At 57.5% G+C, this 22,288-nt stretch carries 23 protein-coding genes; 20 read left to right on the forward strand and 3 right to left on the reverse strand.

Features of this window, described 5'->3' with window-relative positions; all coding sequences use genetic code 11:
• The first annotated feature begins 108 nt into the window (after window positions 1-108).
• From H9642_RS05120 to nagZ, 3 genes are read left to right on the forward strand one after another with little or no spacing between them, the layout of a single operon-like run.
• Window positions 109-816 carry a TetR/AcrR family transcriptional regulator gene (locus H9642_RS05120; protein WP_251835306.1) on the forward strand — a complete coding sequence of 236 codons (708 nt, stop codon included), beginning with the start codon at window positions 109-111 and terminating at the stop codon, window positions 814-816.
• Between the two features lie 47 nt (window positions 817-863).
• Entirely contained in the window at window positions 864-1,391 is a 528-nt protein-coding gene (locus tag H9642_RS05125) for a L,D-transpeptidase (RefSeq protein ID WP_251835307.1), read from the forward strand.
• 25 nt (window positions 1,392-1,416) lie between these two features.
• Window positions 1,417-2,415 carry a beta-N-acetylhexosaminidase gene (gene nagZ, locus H9642_RS05130; protein ID WP_251835374.1) on the forward strand — a complete coding sequence of 333 codons (999 nt, stop codon included), beginning with the start codon at window positions 1,417-1,419 and terminating at the stop codon, window positions 2,413-2,415.
• Between the two features lie 65 nt (window positions 2,416-2,480).
• Here the strand turns inward: nagZ and H9642_RS05135 are convergent, their stop codons facing one another.
• Window positions 2,481-3,005, reverse strand: a complete 525-nt coding sequence (locus H9642_RS05135; protein WP_251835308.1) for a CsiV family protein — start codon at window positions 3,003-3,005, stop codon at window positions 2,481-2,483.
• Between the two features lie 12 nt (window positions 3,006-3,017).
• Window positions 3,018-6,458 (reverse strand): transcription-repair coupling factor, encoded by a 3,441-nt coding sequence (gene mfd / locus H9642_RS05140; RefSeq protein WP_251835309.1) that lies wholly within the window; start codon window positions 6,456-6,458, stop codon window positions 3,018-3,020.
• A gap of 148 nt (window positions 6,459-6,606) precedes the next feature.
• On the opposite strand from mfd, the gene H9642_RS05145 reads away from it, so the two are divergent.
• The 10 genes from H9642_RS05145 (at window position 6,607) to sthA (ending at window position 17,014) form a co-directional block, all read left to right on the forward strand.
• The gene (locus tag H9642_RS05145; protein WP_251835375.1) at window positions 6,607-8,073 is read left to right on the forward strand and encodes a glyceraldehyde-3-phosphate dehydrogenase; all 1,467 of its coding nucleotides are present in this window, start codon (window positions 6,607-6,609) and stop codon (window positions 8,071-8,073) included.
• 300 nt (window positions 8,074-8,373) lie between these two features.
• Window positions 8,374-9,711 (forward strand): Na(+)-translocating NADH-quinone reductase subunit A, encoded by a 1,338-nt coding sequence (locus H9642_RS05150; RefSeq protein WP_251835310.1) that lies wholly within the window; start codon window positions 8,374-8,376, stop codon window positions 9,709-9,711.
• Window positions 9,712-9,713: 2 nt separating this feature from the next.
• Window positions 9,714-10,925 carry an NADH:ubiquinone reductase (Na(+)-transporting) subunit B gene (locus tag H9642_RS05155; protein ID WP_251835311.1) on the forward strand — a complete coding sequence of 404 codons (1,212 nt, stop codon included), beginning with the start codon at window positions 9,714-9,716 and terminating at the stop codon, window positions 10,923-10,925.
• Window positions 10,918-11,706 (forward strand): Na(+)-translocating NADH-quinone reductase subunit C, encoded by a 789-nt coding sequence (locus H9642_RS05160; RefSeq protein ID WP_251835312.1) that lies wholly within the window; start codon window positions 10,918-10,920, stop codon window positions 11,704-11,706. Before H9642_RS05155 ends, H9642_RS05160 begins: the two co-directional genes overlap by 8 nt.
• Window positions 11,703-12,377, forward strand: coding sequence for an NADH:ubiquinone reductase (Na(+)-transporting) subunit D (locus H9642_RS05165; RefSeq protein ID WP_251835313.1), 675 nt, complete (start codon window positions 11,703-11,705; stop codon window positions 12,375-12,377). Before H9642_RS05160 ends, H9642_RS05165 begins: the two co-directional genes overlap by 4 nt.
• Window positions 12,377-12,985, forward strand: a complete 609-nt coding sequence (gene nqrE / locus H9642_RS05170; RefSeq protein ID WP_251835314.1) for an NADH:ubiquinone reductase (Na(+)-transporting) subunit E — start codon at window positions 12,377-12,379, stop codon at window positions 12,983-12,985. Before H9642_RS05165 ends, nqrE begins: the two co-directional genes overlap by 1 nt.
• Before the next feature lie 13 nt (window positions 12,986-12,998).
• Window positions 12,999-14,222 (forward strand): NADH:ubiquinone reductase (Na(+)-transporting) subunit F, encoded by a 1,224-nt coding sequence (nqrF, locus tag H9642_RS05175; RefSeq protein ID WP_251835315.1) that lies wholly within the window; start codon window positions 12,999-13,001, stop codon window positions 14,220-14,222.
• Between the two features lies 1 nt (window position 14,223).
• Window positions 14,224-15,255: an FAD:protein FMN transferase gene (locus tag H9642_RS05180; RefSeq protein WP_251835316.1), complete on the forward strand. Its 1,032-nt coding sequence runs from the start codon at window positions 14,224-14,226 to the stop codon at window positions 15,253-15,255.
• Window positions 15,252-15,482: a (Na+)-NQR maturation NqrM gene (nqrM, locus tag H9642_RS05185; RefSeq protein ID WP_251835317.1), complete on the forward strand. Its 231-nt coding sequence runs from the start codon at window positions 15,252-15,254 to the stop codon at window positions 15,480-15,482. The genes H9642_RS05180 and nqrM overlap by 4 nt, the downstream gene beginning before the upstream one ends.
• A gap of 137 nt (window positions 15,483-15,619) precedes the next feature.
• Entirely contained in the window at window positions 15,620-17,014 is a 1,395-nt protein-coding gene (sthA, locus tag H9642_RS05190) for a Si-specific NAD(P)(+) transhydrogenase (protein ID WP_251835318.1), read from the forward strand.
• A 311-nt stretch (window positions 17,015-17,325) separates the two neighbouring features.
• On the opposite strand, the gene H9642_RS05195 is transcribed toward sthA, so the two are convergent.
• Window positions 17,326-18,291, reverse strand: coding sequence for an integron integrase (locus tag H9642_RS05195; protein ID WP_251835319.1), 966 nt, complete (start codon window positions 18,289-18,291; stop codon window positions 17,326-17,328).
• A 223-nt stretch (window positions 18,292-18,514) separates the two neighbouring features.
• Here H9642_RS05195 and H9642_RS05200 point away from each other — a divergent pair, with 223 nt between their 5' ends.
• From H9642_RS05200 to H9642_RS05230, 7 genes are all read left to right on the forward strand, one after another.
• Entirely contained in the window at window positions 18,515-18,805 is a 291-nt protein-coding gene (locus tag H9642_RS05200; protein WP_251835320.1) for a hypothetical protein, read from the forward strand.
• A gap of 114 nt (window positions 18,806-18,919) precedes the next feature.
• Window positions 18,920-19,300 (forward strand): hypothetical protein, encoded by a 381-nt coding sequence (locus tag H9642_RS05205; protein ID WP_251835321.1) that lies wholly within the window; start codon window positions 18,920-18,922, stop codon window positions 19,298-19,300.
• Window positions 19,301-19,364: 64 nt separating this feature from the next.
• A complete protein-coding gene (locus H9642_RS05210) occupies window positions 19,365-19,655 on the forward strand; it encodes a DUF7660 family protein (RefSeq protein WP_251835322.1) in 291 nt (96 codons plus the stop codon).
• 86 nt (window positions 19,656-19,741) lie between these two features.
• A complete protein-coding gene (locus H9642_RS05215; protein WP_251835323.1) occupies window positions 19,742-20,125 on the forward strand; it encodes a hypothetical protein in 384 nt (127 codons plus the stop codon).
• 94 nt (window positions 20,126-20,219) lie between these two features.
• A complete protein-coding gene (locus H9642_RS05220; RefSeq protein WP_251835324.1) occupies window positions 20,220-20,561 on the forward strand; it encodes a hypothetical protein in 342 nt (113 codons plus the stop codon).
• A gap of 104 nt (window positions 20,562-20,665) precedes the next feature.
• Window positions 20,666-21,190: a hypothetical protein gene (locus H9642_RS05225; RefSeq protein ID WP_251835325.1), complete on the forward strand. Its 525-nt coding sequence runs from the start codon at window positions 20,666-20,668 to the stop codon at window positions 21,188-21,190.
• A gap of 478 nt (window positions 21,191-21,668) precedes the next feature.
• Window positions 21,669-22,142, forward strand: coding sequence for a hypothetical protein (locus tag H9642_RS05230; RefSeq protein WP_251835326.1), 474 nt, complete (start codon window positions 21,669-21,671; stop codon window positions 22,140-22,142).
• Window positions 22,143-22,288 lie beyond the last annotated feature (146 nt).

Here is a 22,288-nt window from a genome sequence, read left to right on the forward strand (position 1 = left end):
AAGCGTGATTCGTGATGGTGAAAGAATGGCCGTCTGGAGGCTGTAGCTTGACGTGCCGTAGACGAAAACGTATGTTTCAAACAAGTGTTTGTCAGGTGTAAGTGAGCCATGGCCCAATCTGAAACGGTCGAGCGTATTCTCGATGCGGCAGAACAATTGTTCGCGGAGAAAGGTTTCGCTGAAACATCACTGCGTCTGATTACCAGCAAGGCTGGCGTTAACCTTGCTGCCGTAAATTACCATTTCGGCTCAAAGAAAGCGCTTATTCAAGCCGTCTTTTCGCGTTTCCTCGGCCCTTTTAGTGCCAGTCTGGAGCGCGAGCTGGATCGCCGCCAAGCCAAGCCCGAGCACAAGGCGACCCTCGAAGAGCTGCTGGAAATGCTGCTCGATCAGGCCCTCTCGGTGAAGCCGCGCAGCGGCAACGATCTGTCGATTTTCATGCGCCTGCTTGGCCTGGCCTTCAGTCAGAGCCAGGGGCACCTGCGTAAATACCTCGAAGAGGTCTATGGCAAGGTGTTTCGCCGCTACATGCTGCTGGTCAATGAGGCGGCGCCGAAAATTCCCCCGGTGGAGCTGTTCTGGCGCATTCACTTCATGCTCGGCGCGACAGCGTTCAGCATGTCGGGTATTAAGGCCCTGCGCGCCATGGTCGAGAATGACTATGGGGTGCATACCTCGATCGAGCAGGTCATGCGGATGATGGTGCCGTTCCTCGCGGCAGGCATGCGTGCGGAGACCGGAATCACCGACCCCGCCTTGCTGACGGCGCATCTGCGCCCTCGCCTAAAAACCGGTTCATTAGCGGTCAAGGTCTGAACTCCAGCGATGGGCGTGGCAGGCCTGATCGGCTAAGCTAGCCGCCCATGCGCGCCCTCGACTTCCTCCATATTTCACTGGCTGACCAGACCCTTTACGGCTTTGCCGAAGGGGCGCTGTGTTTGCGCCTGCGCGTATCGACTGCGGTCAATGGCCCAGGCGAGCGTTACGGCTCGGGTTGCACACCCCGTGGCCTGCATCAGGTGCGAGCGAAAATCGGCGCAGATCTACCGTTGGGGGCCGTGTTGCGCGGCAGGCGCTGGACGGGTGAAGTCTGGACGCCAGCGTTGCACGCGGCGTCTCCCGGTCGGGATTGGATTCTCTCACGGATCCTCTGGCTGAGCGGCCGTGAGCCGGGCCGCAACCGGTTGGGTGAGGTCGATACCTTTCGCCGCTATATCTATCTGCACGGCACGCCGGACTGCGAACCCATGGGCGTGCCGTTATCCCATGGCTGCGTGCGCCTGCGTAATACCGATTTGCTGGAACTGTTCGGCCGGGTGCCGCTGCATTGTCCGGTGCGTATTGATGAAGCGCCTTGTCCTGACTGGGCGACGGCTGCACTGACTGAATGAAAAAGGATCGCCCATGAGTGTTGCCCTGCAGGGTTCCCTGATGCTGGATATCGCCGGCACCTGGCTGACAACCGAGGACCGGCAATTGCTGCGTCAACCCCAAGTCGGCGGGCTGATCCTGTTTGCGCGGAATATTGAGTCCCCACGGCAGGTGCGCGAGCTGAGTGCCTCGATTCGCGCCGTGCGTCCTGATCTGTTGTTGGCCGTGGATCAGGAAGGCGGGCGCGTTCAGCGTCTGCGCCGCGATTTCGTGCGGTTGCCGGCGATGGGCGATATTGCCGGGTGCGCCGAAGCAGAATTACTCGCCGAGCAGTGCGGTTGGCTGATGGCTACGGAAGTGCTGGCGGTCGGCCTGGATCTGAGCTTTGCACCGGTGCTGGATCTGGATTGCGGGCGCAGTGGGGTTATCGGCAGCCGGTCTTTCCATGCGGATCCCGAGCGAGCCACCCAGCTGGCAGGCGCCTTTATCCGTGGCATGAACGCAGCCGGCATGGCTGCCACCGGCAAGCATTTTCCGGGACATGGCTGGGCGGAAGCGGACTCACATGTGGCCATCCCAGTTGACGAGCGCAGTCTTGAGCAGATCCGTGCTCAGGATCTGCAGCCGTTCACGAGGCTGGCAGGGCAACTGGCAGCGATCATGCCGGCGCATGTCATTTACCCGCAGGTTGATGAGCGCCCGGCAGGCTTCTCCCGCCGCTGGTTGCAGGACATCCTGCGCGGCGAGCTGGGGTTCAACGGCGTGATTTTCAGCGACGATCTGTCCATGGCCGGTGCCCATGTGGCGGGCGACGCTGCGGCGCGAATCGAGGCAGCCTTGTTGGCCGGCTGCGATATGGGATTGGTGTGCAACGATCGCGCCGCCGCCGAGCTGGCATTGAGCGCGCTGCAGCGACTCAAGGTGCAGGCCCCGACGAATCTGGCACCCATGCGCGGGCGGGGATTTGCCACCACCGAGTATCACCAGCATCCGCGCTGGCTGGCCGCCGTGACGGCTCTGCGGGCTGCTGATTTGATTTCCTGACGTTCAACCCACTGCATGTTTTGTGCAGTCGCGAAATCATCCGGGCAGCCCGCCGGAACTCCGCATTACTGCAGTGGTGTGACCCGGATAAGCAGCCCCAGGCTGGTGTTGTCGATAAAGGTCAACTCGCCGGGTTTCAGGCGACGTTTTTGCTGGAGATGCTCGCTTTCCAGGGGATGACCGTCTTCCAGGCGGTTGACCCAGAGGTCAGCCTGCATGTCGATCAAGCGGTCAAACTTGAGGCGCAAGGTGCCTTGTACCGGGAAATGGCCGAACTGCTCGGCACCTTCGCTTAAAGCGACTTTCACGGGCGTTTCACTCAGTGTCTGCTGCCAGGCCTGGTGCAGCAGCACCTGATAGCCGTTGGCGGGGGTCAGTTTGCTGGCTTCGTCATTGAGGTGTTTCGCGCTGAAGCTGTCGCTGGCCTTGGTCGGAGCGCCATTGGCCCAGTCATCCGGCGCCGTCTGTCCGGCAATAATCGGCTCGCCTTGGCGGAACAGGATCGTCTCGATCTGGAAGCGGGCGGTTTCGGCGCCAGCCAGCGGCGAGAGTAGGGCCAGCAGCAGGGCGAAGTGGCGAAGCAGGCGCATGGTGCGAGTCCTTCAAGCAGGTTGTGGGGCGAGGCGCTCCATCAGCGCCTCCAAGGTGTTGAAGCGGTCTTCCGGGCGTTCCATTGGCACTTGGAATTTGAACAGCGTAGCGCCTTCGAACTTGTAGCGTTTCGGTTGGCTTTGGATCAGCTTGATTAGCGTCAGTGGATCGACGCACGTCGTGGCCGCGAATTCGATGCGTCCGCCCTGGGGCCCCACGTCAATCTTGACGATACCCAACTGCTCGGCTTGCAGTTTGAGCAGCGTCAGGCGTACCAGATGCTTGGTGGGTTCGGGGAGCAGGCCGAAGCGATCAATCATTTCCACCTGCAGTTCCTTCAGGGCGTCCTCATCCTCGGCCGAGGCGATGCGCTTGTAGAGGATCAGCCGCGCATGGACGTCGGGCAGGTAGTCCTCGGGAATCAGCGCCGGCACGCGAAGGTTGATTTCCGCGCCGCTGGCAAGGGGTTGATCCAGGTTTGGTTGCTCGCCTTTCTGAATCGCCTTGACCGCACGCTCGAGCATTTCCATGTACAGCGTGAAGCCGACAGCCTGGATCTGCCCGCTCTGGCCTTCGCCGAGCAGTTCGCCGGCGCCGCGTATTTCCAGGTCATGAGTGGCCAGCACGAAGCCGGCGCCCAGGTCCTGGGCATTGGCAATGGCTTCCAGGCGCTTCTGAGCATCGTCGGTCATGGACTTGCGTGTCGGCGTCAGCAGGTAGGCGTAGGCCTGGTGATGACTGCGTCCCACGCGACCGCGAAGCTGGTGCAGCTGGGCCAGACCGAATTTGTCGGCGCGCTCGATCAGAATGGTGTTGGCGCTGGGCACGTCGATGCCGGTTTCGATGATGGTCGAGGCCACCAGCACGTTGAAGCGCTTGTGGTAGAAGTCGCTCATCACCTGTTCGAGTTCGCGTTCACGCAACTGCCCGTGACCAATGCCGATGCGCGCCTCGGGCACTAGTTCGGCCAGCTCGGCGGCACATTTCTCGATGGTTTTCACATCGTTGTGCAGGTAGTAGACCTGACCGCCGCGCAGCAATTCACGCAGCAGAGCTTCCTTGATTACCGCCGAGTGGCGTTCCATGACGAAGGTGCGCACCGACAGCCGGCGTGCCGGCGGGGTGGCGATGATCGACAGGTCGCGCATACCGGCTACGGCCATGTTCAGGGTGCGCGGAATGGGCGTAGCGGTCAGCGTCAACACGTCCACCTCGCTGCGCAGCGCCTTGAGCTTTTCCTTCTGGCGCACGCCGAAGCGGTGTTCCTCGTCGATAATGACCAGGCCGAGGTTGTTGAATTTGACATCATCCTGCAGCAGCTTGTGAGTGCCGATGACGATGTCCAGTTTGCCGTCGGCCAGCTGTTGCGTAGCGCTTTCCACTTCCTTGGTCGACTTGAAACGACTCATCACCTCGACCGTCACCGGCCAGTCGGCAAAACGGTCGCGGAAGCTGTTGTAATGCTGCTCGGCCAGCAAGGTGGTGGGCACCAGTACCGCCACTTGCTTGCCGCTGTGCACGGCAATGAACGCGGCGCGCATGGCCACTTCGGTCTTGCCAAAGCCGACGTCGCCGCAAATCAGGCGGTCCATCGGTTGGCCGGAAAGCATGTCGGCGCGCACGGCGTCGATGGCGGTTTGCTGGTCGACGGTTTCCTCGAACGGGAAGGCTGCGCTGAAGGTTTCGTAATCCGCTTGTGGGTCCTTGAACGCAAAGCCTTTGCGCGCGGCGCGGCGGGCATAGATATCCAGCAGTTCGGCGGCGACATCGCGAACTTGCTCGGCGGCCTTGCGTTTGGCCTTTTGCCAGGTTTCCGAGCCGAGACGGTGCAGGGGGGCCAAGGCGTCGTCGCTGCCGGTGTAGCGCGCAATCAGGTGCAGGCTGGACACCGGCACGTAGAGCTTGGCGTCATCGGCGTACTGCAGAGTCAGGAATTCATTGGGCTGGCCGTCGAAATCCAGCGTCATCAAGCCCAGATAGCGACCCACACCATGGTCGAGATGCACCACCGGCGCGCCTTCGCGCAGCTCAGTGAGGTGCTTGATGACGTTCTCGCCGCTGTCACGGGTTTTTTCCCGGCGCCGGCGTTGCATTACGCGCTGGCCGAACAGCGGGCTTTCTGGAATCAGAGCCAGCTCGTCGAGCAGCAGGCCTTCATCGAGCGGGGCGATACAGATGGCCAGCCGCGCGGTGCCGTTGACGAATTCGCTCCAGCCGCCGATTTCCTGAGGTTTTAGCTTGAGGCGAGCAAGCAGCTCCAGCAGTACTTCACGCCGCCCGGCAGATTCGGCGCCGAACAGAATGCGGCCCGGATATTCCTCGATGAAGCGGCGCAGCGCCGCCAACGGCTCGGCGGCCTTGCTTTGCAGTGCCAGGTCCGGCAGCGGCAGCGCGGCGAAGCGTTCACGGCCGACGCCGGGCTTTACATCGTCCTGGCTGACGGTGACCCGTGGCCAGACCTTTAGTCGGGCGAAACAGTCCTCCACCGGCAGGAACAGTTCCGCCGGGGCAAGGATCGGGCGTTCCGGATCGACGCGGCGGTCTTCGTAGCGGTTGCGCACGTCATGCCAGAACTGCTCGGCCGCCTGTTCGACGCCAGGCAGGGAAAACACCTGGGTGTCCTGGGGCAGGTAATCGAACAGCGTGGCGGTTTCGTCGAAAAACAGCGGCAGGTAATACTCGATGCCGGCCGGCGTGATGCCGGTGGTCAGATCCTGATAGATCGGGCAGCGGCGAAAATCCACGTCGAAGCGCTCGCGGAAGCGGCCGCGGAAATCGCCGATGGTCTTCTTGTCCAGCGGGAACTCGCGGGCCGGCAGCAGGCGAATCGAATCGACCTTGTCCACCGAACGTTGGGTTTCCGGGTCGAAGGTGCGCAGGGTTTCGATCTCGTCATCGAACAAGTCGATGCGGTAGGGCACTTCGCTGCCCATGGGGAACAGGTCCAGCAAGGCGCCGCGCACGGCGAACTCGCCGTGTTCATAAACCGTTTCCACGCGCCGATATCCGGCTGCCTCCAGGCGCACGCGCATTTCGTCGACAATGAGTTTCTGGCCGACATCCAGCACCAGGCTGCGACCGAGCAGAAAATGCGTCGGCGCCAGGCGGTGCAGGGCGGTGTTGATCGGGACCACCAGCACGCCATGATCGATGTCCGGCAGGCGATACAGGCTGGCGATGCGCTGGGAGATGATGTCCTGGTGGGGCGAGAACACATCGTAGGGCAGGGTTTCCCAGTCGGGAAAATGCAGAACCGGCAGGGTTGGCGCGAAGAAAGCCAGTTCTTCCTTGAGGCGTTCGGCGCTCTGGCTGTCGGCAGTCAGCAGCAGGGTGAAGCGTTTGGCCTGGCTGGCCGCCTCGGCGATGGCCAGTGACAGCGCGGCGCCAGGCAGGTTGCCCCAGTGTTGTTTGCCCGCCGTGGTGGGCAGGGTCGGAAGACGCAATACAGGCACGGGCGGCTCGTGGTGATGACGAAAAGGTGCTGATTGTAACGGGGTGGGCAGAGGCTCGCCAGAAGTGAGGCAGATGCGCGGCGACTGTCTTATGCTTGCCGCATGTGCGCTGCGCGCCGATAATGTAGCCCCTTTTTTCAGCCCCTACATGTGGAAGGTACTGCCCGTGACCCAGAAGCCCGACCAGTGTCTTGGTGAGTGGATCGATCGTGAAGCCCTCGCGGAAGCGATGATTCCGCTGATTGGCCAGCTCTACCGCAACAACAATGTGGTGACTTCGATCTACGGCCGTGGCCTGATCAATCGCTCGGTAATCTCGATTCTCAAGGCTCATCGCTTCGCCCGTCACCGCATGGCCGGTGACGAAGAGCTGTCGGTGCATGACAGTTACACGATCCTCAAGACCATGAGCGAGCTGAGCCTGGGTGCGGCCTCGGTCGACCTGGGCAAGATGGTTTCCAAGTTCAAGACCGACGGCAACGGGCGCGCCCTCGAGCAGTTCGTGCGTGACGAGCTGGAAAGCGTAGCCGGTAAGCAGAGTGTTAATCACGGACAGGGCACGGATGTGGTCCTGTACGGTTTTGGTCGTATCGGTCGTCTGCTGGCGCGGATCCTGATCGAAAAGACGGGCGCGGGCGACGGCTTGCGTCTGCGCGCCATCGTCGTGCGCAAGGGTGCTGATAACGACCTGGTCAAGCGTGCCAGCCTGCTGCGTCGCGATTCGGTGCATGGTCCGTTCGACGGCACCATCACCATCGATGAAGAAAACAGCACCCTGACGGCCAACGGCAACCTGATCCAGATGATCTACTCCAACGATCCGGCATCGGTGGATTACACCCAGTACGGTATCAAAGACGCGCTGCTGGTCGACAATACCGGTAGGTGGCGTGATGCCGAAGGCCTGGCCCAGCACCTGAAGTGTCCGGGCATTGATCGTGTTGTGCTGACGGCGCCCGGCAAGGGCGCGCTGAAGAATATCGTGCATGGCATCAACCATGGCGAAATCACTGCAGACGACAAGATCGTGTCCGCGGCGTCTTGCACCACCAACGCCATCGTGCCGGTGCTCAAGGCGGTTAATGATCAGTACGGCATCATCAATGGTCACGTGGAAACCGTTCACTCCTACACCAACGACCAGAACCTGATCGACAACTTCCACAAGGGCAGTCGTCGTGGTCGCAGTGCTGCGCTGAACATGGTCATCACCGAGACCGGTGCTGCGACGGCTGCTGCCAAGGCGCTGCCGGTGCTCAAAGGCAAGCTGACCGGCAACGCCATCCGCGTGCCGACGCCGAACGTGTCCATGGCCATCCTTAACCTGAACCTGGAAAAGGCCACCTCGCGCGAAGAGATCAACGAATACCTGCGCCAGATGGCCATGCACTCGGACCTGCAAAAGCAGATCGACTTCGTGCAGTCCCAGGAAGTGGTGTCCACCGACTTCGTTGGCTCGCGCCATGCGGGTGTGGTCGATGCGGAAGCCACCATCTGTAACGACAACCGCGTTGTGCTGTACGTGTGGTACGACAACGAGTTCGGTTATAGCTGCCAGGTGGTGCGCGTGATGGAAGATATGGCTGGCGTCAATCCGCCGGCGTTTCCACGCTAAGCCATTTGGCTAAGAAAAAACGGGAGCTTCGGCTCCCGTTTTTCATTGTGGTGTTTGAAAAAAATTGTTGCAAATAGGGGTGGCAGTTAATGGTCATTCAAGGCGCGGACTTGTTTTTGATCAAAAAAAACAGCGAGTCTTCGGTGGCCACTCAAGGGCCCTAACTCTATAATCGGGCGGATTTTTTACATGGAACCGCGTCACAATGTCGCGTGCAACAAAGGGTCGCTGCATGCAATGCGACCATGGGCTAGTTCGTCGGTTCCGGAACAGCATTCGAATAAGTGATTAGGCAGTCCTATGATCAAAATAAACCATGGGCTTGATTTGCCCATAACGGGTGCACCAACGCAACGCATAGAGGCGGGACGGCTGGTGCGCAGCGTTGCTGTCATAGGGCCCGATTACCCCGGCATGAAGCCGAGCATGGACGTTCAAGTTGGGGATCGGGTCAAACTGGGACAAGTATTGTTCGCCGACAAGAAAACGCCAGGCGTTTTGTTCACCGCGCCGGGTGCTGGGGTGGTCAGTGCCATCCATCGCGGCGAAAAGCGTGTTCTGCAATCGGTGGTCATTGACCTTGAAGGCGATGACGAAATCACGTTTACCCAGTATCCGACTGCTGAACTGGAAACGTTGAGTGATCAGCAGGTGCGCGAAAACCTGCAGCAGTCAGGCCTGTGGACCGCACTGCGTACGCGTCCGTACAGCAAGATACCCGCCATTGATGCGGCGCCCAGTTCGATTTTCGTGACCGCCTTGGATACCCATCCGCTGTCGGCCGATCCGCAGGTAGTCATCGCCGAACAGGCGAATGACTTCGAGGCGGGGCTGAAGGTGCTGGCGCGTCTTGCCAAAGTGTTCCTGTGCAAGGCCGAAGGCGTGCAGTTGCCCGGCGAAGGCCTGGCCAATGTGCACAGCGAAAGCTTTGCCGGCCCGCATCCGGCCGGTCTGGCCGGTACCCATATCCATTTTCTCGATCCGGTGAGTGCCAGCAAGAGCGTCTGGTCCATCGGGTATCAGGATGTGATTGCCATCGGCAAGCTGTTCACCACAGGACGCCTGTGGGTCGAGCGTATCGTCGCCCTGGGCGGTCCGGTGGTCGAACAGCCGCGTCTGCTACGCACCCGCTTGGGCGCCAATCTCGACGAGCTGAGCGCGGGTGAGCTGCAGCCGGGTAATAACCGCGTGATCTCCGGCTCGGTGTTCGGTGGACGCACCGCCCATGGTGCCTACGCCTTTTTGGGCCGTTATCACGTGCAAGTGTCCTGCTTGCATGAAGGCAAGGAGCGCGAGCTGATGCATTACCTGCGCGCGGGAGTAGAAAAACACTCGGTGTTGAACATTTTCATCTCCAAGCTGATGGGCGCCAAGCAGTTCGCTTTCTCGACCTCCACCAATGGCAGTCCGCGCGCCATGGTGCCGGTTGGAAATTATGAAGAAGTCATGCCGCTGGATATCCTGGCCACTCAGCTGTTGCGCTCGCTGATCGTCGGCGACACCGAAATGGCCCAGAAGCTCGGTTGTCTGGAACTCGATGAAGAGGATCTCGCCTTGTGCAGCTACGTCTGTGCCGGCAAGTATGAATACGGTCCGATCCTGCGGGACAACCTGACCCGCATTGAGATGGAGGGCTGATCATGGGTATTCGCGCATTTCTCGACAAGATCGAGCATAACTTTGAAAAAGGCGGCAAGTACGAGAAGTGGTACGCCCTCTACGAGGCGGTGGACACTTTTCTCTATCGCCCCGGCAGCGTAACCAAGACCACGGCACACGTGCGTGATGGCATCGACCTCAAGCGCATGATGATCACCGTGTGGCTGTGTACCTTCCCGGCGATGTTCTTCGGCATGTGGAATACGGGCTACCAGGCCAACCTGATTTTCGCCCAGAGCCCCGAGCTGCTGGCTGCGCAGGATGGCTGGCGTTTTGGCCTGATCGGTGCCTTGGCTGGATTCGACCCGAACAGCCTGTGGGACAACTTCATCCAGGGCGCCGCCTACTTCCTGCCGATTTACGCGGTGACCTTCATCGTCGGCGGCTTCTGGGAAGTTCTGTTTGCGTCCATCCGTCGTCATGAGGTCAACGAAGGTTTCTTCGTCACCTCGGTGCTCTTCGCCCTGATCCTGCCGGCGAGCATTCCGCTGTGGCAAGTGGCGCTGGGTATCAGCTTCGGTGTGGTACTGGGCAAGGAAGTGTTCGGCGGTACTGGCAAGAACTTCCTGAACCCGGCGCTGACTGGCCGCGCATTTCTGTTCTTCGCCTATCCGGCGCAGATTTCCGGTGATGCGGTCTGGACCGCAGTGGACGGTTTCGCCGGGGCCACAGCGCTGAGCGTCACGGCAGCAGGTGGTATCGAAGGTCTGGTCGCCAGCGGACTGAACTGGATGGATGCCTTCATTGGCACCATGCATGGCTCCATCGGTGAGACCAGCACCCTGGCCATCTTCATCGGCGGCGCGGTATTGCTGCTAACCAAGATCGCCTCCTGGCGCATCGTCGCTGGGGTGATGCTCGGCATGATCGCCCTGAGCAGCCTGTTCAATGTCATCGGTTCCGACACCAACCCGATGTTCTCGACGCCCTGGTATTGGCACATGGTCACCGGCGGCTTTGCCTTCGGCATGATCTTCATGGCCACTGATCCGGTATCGGCCTCGATGACCAACACCGGCAAATGGGTATTCGGTGCTCTGATCGGCGTGATGGTTGTGTTGATCCGTGTGGTCAATCCCGCCTTCCCGGAAGGCATGATGCTGGCGATTCTGTTCGCCAACCTGTGCGCACCGCTGATCGACCATTTTGTGGTGCAGTCCAATATCAAGCGGAGGCTGGCGCGTAATGTCTAGTCAAAAAGAATCGACCTCGCGCACATTGCTTGTGGCGCTACTGGTTTGCCTGGTTTGTTCGGTGTTCGTTGCGGGTGCCGCCGTGGCATTGCGTCCGACGCAGATTGAGAACCGTCAGCTCGATAAGCAGCGCAGCATCTTGGCCATTGCCGGTCTGGGTGAGGCCGGAATGAGCGGCAGCCAGATCAAGGCGCTGTATGCCGAGCGTATCGTGGCGAAAGTCGTCGATCTGCAGACCGGCACTTTCAGCGATGCCCATGATCCGGCCACGTTCGATGCCCTGGTCGCATCCAAGGATCCGGCATTGTCGGACGCGCTGTCGGGCAAAGAGGACATCGCTTCGATCAAGCGTCGCGAGCACTTCACCACCGTCTATATGGTGGAAACCAACGGTGAGCTGGAAACCCTGGTGCTTCCGGTGCGGGGCTACGGCCTGTGGTCGACCCTGCATGGCTTCATGGCGCTCAAGGGCGACTTGAACACAGTGCAAGGTTTTGGCTTCTATCAGCATGCTGAGACGCCGGGTCTGGGCGGCGAAGTCGACAACCCGAAATGGCGCGGGTTGTGGACGGGCAAGCAACTGTTCGACGCGGATGGCAGTGTTGATATTCAGATCATCAAAGGCAACGTGGACCAGCAGAACCCCGAGGCAGTTCATCAGGTCGATGGCCTGGCCGGGGCGACCCTGACCAGTAACGGCGTGAATAACCTGTTGCATTTCTGGCTCGGCGAAAAGGGCTTTGGTCCGTTCCTCGCCAAGCTGCGCGCTGGGGAGGCGTGAACATGTCGCAACCCACTATCAAAGAAGTCGTTTTCAATCCGATCTTCAACAACAACCCCATTGGGCTGCAGATCCTTGGTATTTGCTCGGCCCTGGCGGTTACCTCGAACCTGAAAACCGCCCTGGTCATGTCGATTGCGCTGACTCTGGTTACCGCGTTTTCGAGCATGTTCATCTCGATGATCCGTAGCCAGATTCCCAGCTCGATCCGCATGATCGTGCAGATGGTGATCATTGCCTCGTTGGTGATCGTGGTGGATCAGGTACTCAAAGCCTATGCCTATGCGCTGAGCAAGCAGCTCTCGGTGTTCGTCGGCCTGATCATCACCAACTGCATCGTGATGGGTCGCGCCGAAGCCTTTGCCATGCAGAATCCGCCCGTGCTGTCGTTTTTCGACGGCATCGGTAACGGTCTGGGTTACAGCATCATGTTGATTGCACTGGGCATCATTCGTGAGCTGTTCGGCTCCGGTACCCTGATGGGCTACGTCATCATCCCGGTGGTCAACGACGGTGGCTGGTATCTGCCCAACGGCATGCTGCTGCTGCCGCCTTCGGCGTTCTTCCTGATCGGTTTGTTCATCTGGGGGCTGCGTAGCTGGAAGCGAGACCAAGTGGAAAAGCCAGACTTCAAGATGGCGCCGCAAGTCTCTAACAAGGAGGCTTACTAATGGAACATTACATCAGCCTGTTCGTGAAGGCCGTATTCGTCGAGAACATGGCCCTGGCGTTCTTCTTGGGCATGTGCACCTTCATCGCCATTTCCAAGAAGGTGGAAACTGCCATCGGGCTGGGCATTGCGGTGGTTGTTGTACAAGCCATCACGGTTCCGGCCAATAACCTGATCTACGCCTACCTGCTCAAGGATGGCGCGCTGGCCTGGGCTGGCCTGCCCGAGGTAGACCTGAGCTTCCTCGGTCTGCTCAGCTACATCGGTGTGATCGCCGCCATCGTGCAGATCATGGAGATGCTGCTCGATAAGTACGTTCCCAGTCTGTACAACGCCCTGGGCGTGTTTCTGCCGCTGATCACGGTTAACTGCGCGATCATGGGCGGCACGCTGTTCATGGTTGAACGTGATTACAACTTCAGCGAAAGCGTGGTGTATGGCTTTGGTTCGGGGATTTCCTGGGCATTGGCCATTGCATTGCTGGCAGGTATCCGCGAGAAACTGAAATACAGTGACGTACCCGGGGGGCTGCAGGGGTTGGGTATCACCTTCATCACCATCGGTTTGATGTCGCTGGGTTTCATGTCTTTCTCTGGCGTACAGCTGTAAGGACGGGATAAACATGACTTACGAAATTTTCCTGGCCATCGGCATGTTTACCGCCATCGTGTTGGCCTTGGTGGTAATGATTCTGATCGCACGCGCCAAGCTGGTTTCCAGTGGCGATGTGACGATCGAGATCAACGGCGAGAAGACCATTACGGTCGCTGCGGGCGGCAAGCTGCTGCAAACCCTGGCGGCTAATAATATTTTCCTCTCCTCGGCCTGTGGCGGCGGCGGTACATGCGCGCAGTGCAAATGCATCGTTACAAGTGGCGGTGGGGAGATGCTGCCCACCGAGGAGTCGCACTTCACTCGTCGTGAGGCCGGAGAAGGCTGGCGTCTTTCCTGCCAGGCCCCGGTCAAGCAGAACATGAGGATCGAAGTACCGGAAGAAATCTTCGGTGTGAAGAAGTGGGAATGCACGGTGGAGTCCAACCCCAACGTCGCCACCTTCATCAAAGAGCTGACCCTGCGCCTGCCGGAAGGCGAAGACGTGAACTTCCGCGCCGGCGGTTACGTGCAGCTGGAATGTCCGCCGCATGTGGTCAATTACAAGGATTTCGATATTCAGGAGGAATATCGCGGCGACTGGGACAAGTTCGACATGTGGCGCTACGTGTCCAAGGTTGATGAACCGGTCATCCGGGCCTATTCCATGGCGAACTACCCGGAAGAAAAGGGCATCGTTAAGTTCAATATCCGTATTGCTACGCCGCCCCCCAAGGACGACACCATTCCGCCGGGCGTGATGTCTTCCTACGTCTTCAACCTCAAGCCGGGTGACAAGGTCACCGTGTATGGCCCCTTTGGCGACTTCTTCGCCAAAGAGACAGACGCGGAAATGGTCTTCATCGGCGGCGGGGCCGGTATGGCACCGATGCGCTCGCATATCATGGATCAGCTGCTGCGCCTGAAATCCACGCGCAAGATCAGCTTCTGGTACGGCGCGCGCTCGTTGCGCGAGGCGTTCTATGTCGACGAGTACGACCAGCTACAGGCCAAGAACGATAACTTCGAATGGCATCTGGCGCTGTCCGACCCGCAAGCGGAAGACAACTGGGACGGCCCGACCGGCTTCATCCACAACGTGCTGTACGAGAACTACCTCAAGAGCCACCCGGCTCCCGAGGATTGCGAGTTCTACATGTGCGGCCCGCCGATGATGAACGCCTCGGTCATCAAGATGCTCACCGACCTGGGCGTCGAACCGGAGAATATCCTGCTCGATGACTTTGGCGGCTAGCATGCGCTTGAGCTTCCTTCGGCCCGTCATGGTTGTCACTTCGGTGGCAGCCCTGGCGGGCTGCTGGTTTTCTGATGAGACACTGGAAACCTTCATGGGCCCGACCATGGGCAGCACCTATACGATCAAGTATGTGCGTGCTGCCGGTGCGCCGGACGTAGTGAAGGCCCAAGCAGAAGTCGAGGCGATTCTGGCCGAGGTCGATCTGCAGATGTCCACCTACCGCAGCGATTCGCTGATTGAAGGCTTCAACCAGGCCGCGGCGGGCTGCCAGCCCATGCCCGAGCCGGTGCTGGAGCTGGTGCGCTACGGCGAACAACTGGCCCGGCGCAGCGAGGGTGCCTTCGACCTGACGATCGAGCCTCTTCTCAATCTTTGGGGATTCGGACCGCAATCACGCGGCCAGCGCATTCCCAGTGCTGACGGATTGACCGCCGTGCGTGCCGAGTATGGCTACCAACGTCTACAGGTTCGTGACGGTCAACTGTGCAAGGATCGTGATGGCATCCAAGTCGATTTCAACAGTATTGCCGCTGGGTATACGGTCGATCGTATCGCCGCGCGTCTGCAGCAGCTGGGGGTGAGCAGCTACCTGGTGGAAGTCACCGGCGAGCTCAAGGCCGAAGGGCGCAAGCCTGACGGTTCGCCCTGGCGGATCGCCATCGAGGCGCCGCAAAGCGAAGGGCGCGTGGCACAGCAGATTATCCAACTGGATGGTCTGGGCGTGTCCACCTCCGGCGATTACCGCAACTATTTCGAGCAGGATGGCCAGCGTTACTCGCACACCCTTGATCCTCGACGTGCCGCGCCGATAAACCATAAGCTCGCGGCTGTCACGGTATTGGATAACTCAGCCATGCAGGCCGATGGCTTGTCTACTGTGTTGATGGTCCTCGGCCCCGAGCAAGGCCTGGCGTTCGCCGAGGCCGAAAAAATCGCGGCGCTGTTTGTCGTACGTGACGAGAATGGCTTCGTCAGCCACAGCACAGCCGCATTCGACGCGTTGTTCCCAACGCAAGGAGAACAGCCATGACCTGGCTCGTGACATTCGCCGTTTTGCTGCTGGTCGTGCTGGGGATGGCCATTGGCGTGATCGCCGGCCGTAAACCCCTCGCCGGATCTTGCGGCGGGATCGCCAACCTGGGGATCGAGAAGGAATGCTCGATCTGCGGCGGCGACCGGCAGAAATGCGAAGAAGTGAATTCCGACACTAGCGTCGACGGTCAGAACCTGGCCTACGACGCGAGCACCAAACGCTGACAGATCAATCTGCCGGCGTGCGCAGCGCCGGCCTTGCCCCCGGCGCGGCCGGGATCGATCCAAGCGGGCCGCCGCGTAGGCACCCGCTTTTGCCGCAGGCGCACGTGATGCCTGTGGCTCGTTCTAAAGGAGTAAACATGGCGGTCTATAACTACGACGTAGTGGTGCTGGGTTCCGGCCCGGCGGGCGAAGGTGCGGCAATCAACGCCGTCAAGGCGGGACGCAAGGTCGCTGTGGTTGATGATCGCCCGCAAGTGGGCGGCAATTGCACTCATTTGGGGACCATTCCCTCCAAGGCGCTGCGTCATTCGGTGCGCCAGATCATGCAGTACAACAACAACCCGCTGTTTCGCCAGATTGGCGATCCGCGCTGGTTCTCATTCCCCGACGTGCTGAAAAGCGCCGAGCGGGTAATCAGCAAGCAGGTCAGCTCGCGCACCGGCTACTACGCCCGCAATCGCATCGACACATACTTCGGCACCGCCAGCTTTGCTGACGAGCGCAGCGTCGAAGTGGTGATGCTCAATGGCGCGGTGGAAAAACTGGTGGCCAAGGACATCGTCATTGCCACGGGTTCGCGCCCTTACCGTCCGGCGGATGTCGACTTCAACCACCCGCGCATCTACGACAGCGACACCATCCTCAGCCTGACCCACACGCCGCGTCGCATCATCATCTATGGCGCTGGGGTGATTGGCACCGAGTACGCCTCGATTTTCAGCGGCCTGGGCGTACTGGTCGACCTGATCGACAACCGCGACCAGTTGCTCAACTTCCTCGACGATGAAATCTCCGATGCGCTGAGTTATCACCTGCGCACCAATAACGTGATCATTCGTCACAACGAAGAGTATGAGCGCGTCGAAGGCGTGGACAACGGGGTGATCCTGCACCTGAAGTCCGGCAAGAAGATCAAGGCCGACGCCTTCTTGTGGAGCAACGGGCGTACCGGCAACACCGACAAACTGGCCCTGGAGAACGTCGGCTTGAAGGCCAATGGCCGTGGTCAGGTACAGGTGGATGAGTATTACCGCACCGCCGTGCCGAACATCTATGCCGCGGGCGATGTGATCGGCTGGCCCAGCCTGGCCAGTGCCGCCTTTGACCAGGGGCGTTCGGCTGCCGGCAGCATCTCTGATAACGACACCTGGCGCTTCGTCGATGACGTGCCGACCGGTATCTACAGTATTCCGGAAATCAGCTCGATCGGTAAAACCGAGCGGGAGCTGACCCAGGCCAAGGTGCCTTACGAAGTGGGCAAGGCATTCTTCAAGGGTATGGCTCGCGCACAGATCTCTTACGAACCGGTGGGTATGCTGAAGATCCTCTTCCACCGCGAAACCCTGGCCGTGCTCGGTGTGCATTGCTTCGGCTATCAGGCGTCGGAAATCGTCCACATCGGTCAGGCGATCATGAACCAGAAGGGCGAGGCGAATACCATCAAGTATTTCATCAACACCACCTTCAACTACCCGACCATGGCCGAAGCCTACCGCGTCGCCACCTTCGACGGCCTCAACCGGCTTTTTTGAGCGGGTCCGCCCGGTGGCCTGAACCGGGCGGGGAGGACCCGTTCAGCAACTCCCGAGCCTGGCGCTGGCCAAATCGGGAAAGTCTGTAATCAGGTAGTTTCTAGGGTAAGTCACAACCAAAACGCCGGGCCTGCATGATCATGCGGCCCGGCGTTTTGGTTTGCGGAAGGGTGCTGACGCCCTACGAAGGTCTCCCTGCGCCCGCTTGTCGATGCTGGCACTTCGCCGTAAGCTGCCCAAAAGGCTCACCTGGAGTGGGGCTGATAACAGGGAATCTTCACCGGCTGGAGAGGGCGGTAGCGTGCCCGTACTCAGCCCAGCGGGCTTTGCAAACCGGCGAAGCCTTGGCCGAGCACGTGGGTATAGATCTGTGTAGTTCGCACGTCGGCATGGCCAAGCAACGTCTGCACCGTACGAATATCGCTGCCACGGCGCAGCAACTCGGTCGCAAAGGTATGGCGGAACGTATGGCAGCTGGCTGGCTTGCGTACCGACGATTTGCGCACCGCAAACCTAACCGCCTTCTGTACAGCGGAGACGTGAATATGGTGCCGTACGGCGGTGCCCTCGCTGTTTTGGGATAGCGTTGTGGAAGGAAAGAACCATTGCCACTCGAAGGCGAATGGTGCGCCTGGATACTTTCGCGCAAGGGCAAAAGGCAGGCTGACGCCGGCCTTATAAAAGGATTCGCCGTCTTGCCACGCCTTCAGCATGCGTTGTTTACGTTCCTGTAGCGGTTCGATCAGAGAGGCGGGCAACAGTGTCGAGCGATCCTTGGCGCCCTTGCCGTCACGAACGGTGAGGATCTGCCGGTCAAAATCCACGTCTTTGATGCGCAGGCGCGTTGCTTCAACAACCCGAAGCCCGGCGCCGTACATCAACGAGGCCAGCAAACGATGTGGCTTACCCAGCAACCCGATGATCTCCATGGCCTCTGCGTGGGTCAGCACTACGGGAATGCGTGGGGGACGCTTGACCCGCACCACCTCGCCTATTTCCCCCAGGGGCTGCTGCAGCACTTTCGCATATAGAAACACCAGCGAATTCAGCGCCAGGTTTTGAGTTGCCGCAGCAACCCTACGGTGGGTCGCCAGCCAGCTAAGGAAAGCATTCACCTGCGCAGCGCCCATCTCCCGAGGGTGGCGCATCCGGTGAAAGCGAATGTAGAAGCGAATCCAGTACCAGTACGCCTGCTCGGTACGGATGCTGTAGTGGTGCAGACGCATCACCGCCTGGAACTGCTCTTGAAGACGCGGTTGGGGAGCTGCCCTGTCCATGATGGCTCCAAAGAAGTGATGGCTGTGTTTTTGTACAGTGGTTTAGCTGAGGGTTAGACCGCGGTCAAGCGAATACGGGATGCAGGGGAGGGGTTGGCGGATCTGATTGTTTTCAAGGAGATTTCTTATGGCCTTGGATGGTTGAAGGCGGAGTTATGTAGACCTCCATCGTTATTCGTTACGATGGGGGTCCATCTAATCACTGTTATAAGGCTAGAGAAGCATGAGTGACGAATATAAGTTCGTTGAGTGCTGCACTCACGGCAAACAACAAGCAACATACGTGTGCCAACACATCGTGCAAACCCTGAAAGATGGGAAGCCCAGAGGCTTTTGGTCAGCAGAACCGGAGCCGGGAGACGAGCGACCAGATTCATGGTGCACTGCCTGCGAAGAAAAGTTTAATAGCTTAGGCGGGGAATGGAATGATGAGTCGGAAGCATTTGCTGGTGTAACTTTGCTGTGTGGCGCCTGCTACGATCGAGCAAAAGAACTAAATAGGAAAATATCGTGATCGTGTAAAAGCCTTATAACAAGTCGCTCAACCGCGTTCGCTGCGCTCACTGGACTCGCAAAAGCTACGCTTTTGCTCGCCGGTTAGCTTAATCGTTAGCCCGTTGAGGAAAGTATGGACATTATCTCAACCATCAGCACTTCAATCGGACTGGCCCAGCGCCTCCGCGAAATCTCAAAGAACATAGCTGACGCTGAGTTCAAGAACCTTCTCGCAGATCTTTCGAGTGAGCTAGCTGATGCCAAGTTGGAAGCTGCGTCTCTGAAAGAGAGGCTCGCTGCTTTGCAAGAGGAGAACATGCTGCTAAAGCAAACGGCATTGTCCTCGACTGAGAAGCCGAGCGGCAGAAAGTGGGGTTGTTACCAGTTTGAGGGCGAGACTGGCTTGTTCTGCCTAGGTTGCTGGGACTCAAAACGCAAAAAGTCTTCAACTACACGCATAAACACGCATTTTCGAAAGTGCTCGGTCTGCCAAGCCATGCTCGGCGCGGGCTAACAATTCATTCAAGCCGACCACTGCTTCGCAGCGTCGGCTTAATTTTGACGTTAGGTGCTAAACAATGGACGCAAGCAAACTACTTGAGGATGTCAAAGATATTGAAAGCTTTTTGGTCTTTGCGCGCGCATTAGCAGCAGATCGTGCTGCATCTGTTGTACAGGAAAAGGCAAATCCGAGTTCACCATATGGCTCCGATGCTAATGGCTGGGAAAACACCACCATCGAGTCTTTTCTTGAAAGTGCAATCGCATGGGCTGAGGCTAGTGACTTCGGTCTAACTCAAGGTCTTTCTCTATCAAATCCGTGGAAGCAATTTGCTGCTTTTCTTTACTGCGGGAAAATTTATGAGTAAACACCTAACTATGCGCTCAAATCGCTCACTTCGTTCGCTGGGACCGGCTAAAGCCGGCCCCTTAGCTTAACCGTTAGACCTAGATCATGAATGGACTTACCCGCGAGGACTCATCGACTATCGCCTTTGTAGTGAATTGCTATTTCAGTGATGCAATCAACACGGATGAATTGCAGCAATGGGCTTTTTGGGTTATGGAGTCAAATGAATCATATCCAGACTACATAGCTGAGCTGCTGAATTTTAATACTCCTCGATCCCATATATACAAAGTAATCGGTTTCAGCCCAAGCCGTAGCTTCACAATACGTGAGGATGAAGCAATTTGTGGAATAGCATGTCTGCGTGGGCGTGAGGTCTTTGATGGTCCAGATAAGGATCAAGCTTTGAATTCGTTGCACAATGACCAGGAAATTCTTGCTGAATTCCAAGCCACTTTTCCATTCATCCAGGTAAGGAACAAGGTCTAACAAATGGTTCAAGTCGTTCGCTCCGCTCACTAGGGACGTCCGCAAGCTGCGCTCGCGGCCGCCCCTTAACCAAACGTTATATTCTTGGAAACCCATGGGGCAACTAGGACTCCGAATTCAAGAGGAAAATATTGATTTCTACATTGCTTCGTTGGCATTGGGAATTTTGGTAGGCGTGCGCGACGGAGTTATTCCCGCAGACGTTGGTATGTGGAGCTTGGGGCGGCCTGTTTTCAAGGAAGCTATAGAGTCTTCATCGGTTAGTATTTCACTTAAAAGCGCACTTAACGAATTTGATGAATTGGATGCGGCTCGATCGCTTGGATTGGACGTTATTTCTATCGTCAATCGTTTAATCTCTGAGCTTTTGGATTGTCAACGTCATGCGATCGAGAAGGACGAGAGCCTCCTTATAGAGGCCAGGTATCGAGAATGAACATAACCATACGCTCAACATCGTTCGCTGCGCTCACTGGACTCGCAAAAGCTACGCTTTTGCTCGCCTGTTAGCTAATCGTTATGCCCCTTTGGAAATTAACTGTGGCAGAAATATTTAAAGAACTAGTTCCATCTCTTAACATTATTCTTGGTGCTCTCATGGCGCTTGTGGGTGCAAGATATCAATCATGGGTAAACAACCGCGCCGAAAAAGCACGTCTTAAATGCGAAAAACTAGAAAGAGCATATAAGCTCTGCCAAGCCATTTATGACGGCCATCGAAAAGAAGTTAACAACGCCAAGCAGCATATTGCGAGCAGCCCCAAAAAATTCATAGAAAATAGAAAGCACCCTGGCACCGAAATGAGCGAATTGAAAATGCTTATTCGCTGCTATATACCATCACTGACCACATCATTAGTAGAGATAGATAAAGGTCACGCGCCCTTAAAGAAAGATCTCCGTGAAATTGAAGATATTGCACTTCAAAATAAAGCATTAACGGCAGCAGAGCTTAAAACAAAACTAGCCATTTGGGAAAATCATCTTAAATCTTTAAGTCATGGTTCAAACATCATTAAAGCTGGGTTGGAAAAAGAGCTACGCAAATTGGCTGGCGGAGCATAACAACTGGTTCAAACCGCTCGCTTCGCTCACTGGGACCGGCTAAAGCCGGCCCTTTAACTAATCGTTAGAGGTTACTGTTTGATGCCGTGCGAGAATTGCGCCGATCTTTGTGTTCGCTACCCAATTCGGCAGCCAAACGACTTGCTTAAAGTAGTAAAAATCGTCAAGCAAAACGTGGATGACGGAACAATAATCGAACTCCCAGACCTCGAATCAATAAATCAACACTCATTTGCAGCTGTAGCATCGGGCGAATCATGGGGTGATATTGTTGAATATAAATTTTGTTGTTCAAATTGTGGCGAGCGCTTTTCCCTACACGCCGAGACATATCACGGTAGCGGAGGTTATTGGGAGCCACAAAATAAGTCATCCGTGCGTGAGAACCTCTAACCACTAGTTCAAGCCGTTCGCTCCGCTCACTTGGGACCGGCTAAAGCCGGCCCCTTAACCAAACGTTATGTTTCAGGAGAGTTAAGTGGCAGCCTGGCAAATTCCAATTGAGTTCGTCCCTGCCAAATGGGCTGAAGAACATAATTTTGAGGTTGAACTTCTTTATGGAGAGGATTGCTTCGATACTACTTGTGCGTGGGTTGACAACCAGCCAACCAAAGATTTTGACGCAATACTTTCATCTATACTGCCCAAAGCAGACTCATGGTCTGAGAAATTATCACTCTGGGGCAATGAAAAGACACACGATATAAGTGTATGGCACGAAGACGGCGATATACTTTCAATTGGATTCAGGATCGACCTTAGAGAAAACATCACAAACATTATGTCTACTCTCTGCAAAGCAGCAATCACACTAAATTGTGTGCTGTTTATTCCTGGACAAAAAGCAATGCTTAACCCAAATATTTTTGAGCTCAAGCAGTATATTCTCAAATCAAATGCAGCCAAGTTCCTCAAAGACCCAGAGAGCTTTCTCAAAGAATTTGGCGAGTGAAACATAACAATTGGTTCAAGTCGTTCGCTTCGCTCACTCGGGACCGGCTAAAGCCGGCCCCTAACCAAGACGTTGAGGCTGTAGAAAAACCTGCTGCCAGCCTCTGCACCGACTGATACGCTCGCACCCATTCAAATCGCAGGGAG

Origin of the sequence: Serpens gallinarum (genome assembly GCF_014836765.1) — a bacterium.
GTDB lineage: Bacteria > Pseudomonadota > Gammaproteobacteria > Pseudomonadales > Pseudomonadaceae > Serpens > Serpens gallinarum.

Bases quoted from the DNA above. Each gene is read 5' to 3' on its own strand.
- H9642_RS05120 (WP_251835306.1), top strand. From the start codon at position 109: ATGGCCCAATCTGAAACGGTCGAGCGTATTCTCGATGCGGCAGAACAA.
- H9642_RS05125 (WP_251835307.1), top strand. From the start codon at position 864: ATGCGCGCCCTCGACTTCCTCCATATTTCACTGGCTGACCAGACCCTT.
- H9642_RS05135 (WP_251835308.1), bottom strand. From the start codon at position 3,005: ATGCGCCTGCTTCGCCACTTCGCCCTGCTGCTGGCCCTACTCTCGCCG.
- H9642_RS05145 (WP_251835375.1), top strand. From the start codon at position 6,607: ATGTGGAAGGTACTGCCCGTGACCCAGAAGCCCGACCAGTGTCTTGGT.
- H9642_RS05150 (WP_251835310.1), top strand. From the start codon at position 8,374: ATGATCAAAATAAACCATGGGCTTGATTTGCCCATAACGGGTGCACCA.
- H9642_RS05155 (WP_251835311.1), top strand. From the start codon at position 9,714: ATGGGTATTCGCGCATTTCTCGACAAGATCGAGCATAACTTTGAAAAA.
- H9642_RS05160 (WP_251835312.1), top strand. From the start codon at position 10,918: ATGTCTAGTCAAAAAGAATCGACCTCGCGCACATTGCTTGTGGCGCTA.
- nqrE (WP_251835314.1), top strand. From the start codon at position 12,377: ATGGAACATTACATCAGCCTGTTCGTGAAGGCCGTATTCGTCGAGAAC.
- nqrF (WP_251835315.1), top strand. From the start codon at position 12,999: ATGACTTACGAAATTTTCCTGGCCATCGGCATGTTTACCGCCATCGTG.
- H9642_RS05180 (WP_251835316.1), top strand. From the start codon at position 14,224: ATGCGCTTGAGCTTCCTTCGGCCCGTCATGGTTGTCACTTCGGTGGCA.
- nqrM (WP_251835317.1), top strand. From the start codon at position 15,252: ATGACCTGGCTCGTGACATTCGCCGTTTTGCTGCTGGTCGTGCTGGGG.
- sthA (WP_251835318.1), top strand. From the start codon at position 15,620: ATGGCGGTCTATAACTACGACGTAGTGGTGCTGGGTTCCGGCCCGGCG.
- H9642_RS05195 (WP_251835319.1), bottom strand. From the start codon at position 18,291: ATGGACAGGGCAGCTCCCCAACCGCGTCTTCAAGAGCAGTTCCAGGCG.
- H9642_RS05200 (WP_251835320.1), top strand. From the start codon at position 18,515: ATGAGTGACGAATATAAGTTCGTTGAGTGCTGCACTCACGGCAAACAA.
- H9642_RS05205 (WP_251835321.1), top strand. From the start codon at position 18,920: ATGGACATTATCTCAACCATCAGCACTTCAATCGGACTGGCCCAGCGC.
- H9642_RS05210 (WP_251835322.1), top strand. From the start codon at position 19,365: ATGGACGCAAGCAAACTACTTGAGGATGTCAAAGATATTGAAAGCTTT.
- H9642_RS05215 (WP_251835323.1), top strand. From the start codon at position 19,742: ATGAATGGACTTACCCGCGAGGACTCATCGACTATCGCCTTTGTAGTG.
- H9642_RS05220 (WP_251835324.1), top strand. From the start codon at position 20,220: ATGGGGCAACTAGGACTCCGAATTCAAGAGGAAAATATTGATTTCTAC.